General features: G+C 45.2%; 2 protein-coding genes. Both read left to right on the top strand.

The annotated features are described in order from the left end of the window. On the top strand, positions 1-811 hold an 811-nt coding region (locus A3735_RS01550), incomplete at its 5' end, for an AraC family transcriptional regulator (protein WP_068637442.1). Between the two features lie 48 nt (positions 812-859). After that, positions 860-1,147: glutathione S-transferase N-terminal domain-containing protein (locus A3735_RS01545; RefSeq protein ID WP_197485583.1), on the top strand; the 288-nt coding region annotated here is incomplete at its 3' end.

Below are 1,147 nucleotides of genomic sequence, written 5' to 3'. Positions count from 1 at the left end.
TGAAGAAATTGACCCGGCTCGCTTCAGTGTTGTCGCTCAGGCATCCTTTCAGTGTGAGACGCTTCGTGATGTGCTCCAGGTGTATGCGCGCTTTTTCAGTATTGTGAATGAGGCCGCTTGTCTAACCCTTAAAGAAGGCGATGAGTGGGCAACCCTAGAATTTAAAAGCTTGTCACCTGACTGTTATTGCATTTCCGAAATGGAGCGTATGGTGGTAACGGCCCTGGCACGATGTGATTATTTAACAGGTCGGAGAATCAAGGTTCAGTGCTTTAACTTTCAGCATGCCCAGCCTGAATATATAGCTAAGTATCAGGAAGTCTGTAAGGGCGAGCTTAAGTTCTCTCAAGAGCAGACTGGTATTGTGTTTAAGAAATCGGCGCTTGATTTGAAAGTGAAGCATGGCAACCCTTATTTGCTTAGTGTTTTAACCTCTTATGCTGAAAAGCTGCTTCGCAAGGTTGCTTCAAGCTCTGATATCAAAGATAAAGTCAGGCGTTTTATTCGGCGTCACTTGGCCGAAGATGCAGAACTGGACGTTGAGCGTGCTGCAAAGGCTCTCAATATGAGCCGTCATACGCTTTATCGAAAACTGAAAAAAGAGCAGGTATCCTTTCAGTCTTTGGTTGAGGAAGTTCGGCAGCGAGAAGCTGAGCGTTATTTGAAGGAAAACAAGGTTTCTATTAGTGAAGTTGCATTTTTGTTAGGGTTTTCTGAATTGAGTGCTTTTAGCCGGGCCTTTAAACGATGGACGGGCGAGTCTCCTGCAAAGTTTCGAGCAAAGAGTTTCAATGGGGTCAGACTCGATTGAAAATCAATCGAGTCTGACCCCATTGAAACTAAAATAGAGGGTTAACTGATGAAGTTATATGGCAAGGGTACATCACGTTCTTTTCGTTGTGTTTGGGCGGCTGAAGAGGCTGGTCTTGATTACGAATATATCTCGGTAGAATTTGGCAGCGCGGGCGAGAAAGGCACGAACAGTGAAGATTATCGTTCCATGAATGTTCAAGGTAAGGTGCCGACGCTTGCTGACGGTTCTGTTTCTGGTGGCCCCTTGGTATTAACTGAAAGTGCTGCGATTGTTAATTATCTTGGCGCTGTATCTGATAAGAACTTATGTCCACCTGCTTCGGATCCGGTACTT

Source organism: Oleiphilus sp. HI0061 (assembly GCF_001635675.1).
The sequence above is the reverse complement of the archived record's forward strand: the minus strand, read 5'-3'. Positions and strand labels throughout refer to the sequence as shown.